This window comes from Serratia sp. HNCC26DJ206 (assembly GCF_057180605.1).
In genome coordinates, this window is the sequence record NZ_JBXUGP010000105.1 from 1 (window position 1) to 1,158 (window position 1,158).

The 1,158-nt window shown below is 50.4% G+C and carries 1 protein-coding gene; it reads right to left on the bottom strand.

Going from position 1 to position 1,158, the window contains the following annotated elements:
• Positions 1-23: 23 nt before the first annotated feature.
• Entirely contained in the window at positions 24-1,055 is a 1,032-nt protein-coding gene (locus AC2A1E_RS24115; protein WP_484385862.1) for an IS630 family transposase, read from the bottom strand.
• Positions 1,056-1,158: the final 103 nt, after the last annotated feature.

Sequence of the window (1,158 nt, forward strand, 5' to 3'; positions counted from 1 at the left end):
CTAAATAGCCGCGCCTAATACCGCTACACTTTTGCCAGCCCATGCCTGCTTCCGGGGAATGGACTGGCGGTTTCCATAAAGTGGTGAACTTTTCTCAGCAACTGCCACATTGTGCGGCACTGATGATTACGGGTTATCGTGTCATGTAACGCCTGCCATAACCGCTCAACGTGGTTCACCCACGGTGAGTAAACCGGCTGATAGATCACCTTGAACTTTGGGTTCACTTTCAGCCAGCCGAGGGTTTCACGGCTTTTGTGGATGATATAGTTGTCCACGATGAGCGTGATGCTTTTCGCCCGTCTGTATGTCGCTTTAAGATGCTTTAACAAACTGATAAATAAAGATGAGCGTTTACTGTTACCACCAACGTAGCTGACTTTTCCTGTGCTACTGTGCAGCGCCCCAGCCAGATAGTGTTTTTCATTCTGCCCCGGTGTCATCACGCGCTTTTGTTGCCCGCGTAGTTGCCAATCTGCACCGATTTTCGGATTGAGGTGGATATCCACTTCATCTTCATAAAATACCGGGTGCTCCACGCTGCATTCGTTCAGCGCTTTGCGGATTGCCACCATTTTTTCATCTTTATGCGGGTCACGGATATGCAGGGTCGGTGCTGCCCTGCGCCATACTATCCCGGCTGATGGTAACCAGCGACGAAGGGTTCCTGCATGGAGCTGACATCCGGTTATTTCTTTGATTTTTAATGCCATAAGCTCTGTACTCCAGCGCGAACGCTGATACCCAAAATCACCGGGAGAATGCTTTATCAGTTCACGTAACAACGTGCAGATATGCTCAAAGGGCCAGCGGCGGGAACGCCCGGCAGGCAAAGATTGCAGACCTTCAAGGCCCGATAGCGTAAACCAGTTAATCCAGCGACCTACGGATGAACGGGCACAGCATAGGGTTCTGGCGACATCACTGACGCGCTCCCCCCGATGCAACATCAGCATCGCGATAAGCCGACGGGCATGATTTTTATCTGGCGTTTTATGGATAATTTTCTGCATCTGACGTCGTTCATTTCGGGGGATGGGTGCTATGATCGGCATAACTCAGTCCGGTTGGTGATTTGTGATGTTTGGCGATTGATCAGATCGCACAATCCGGGCTGAGTTCCCTTAATGTGATCTACTATTCCGCGCAGCTATTTAG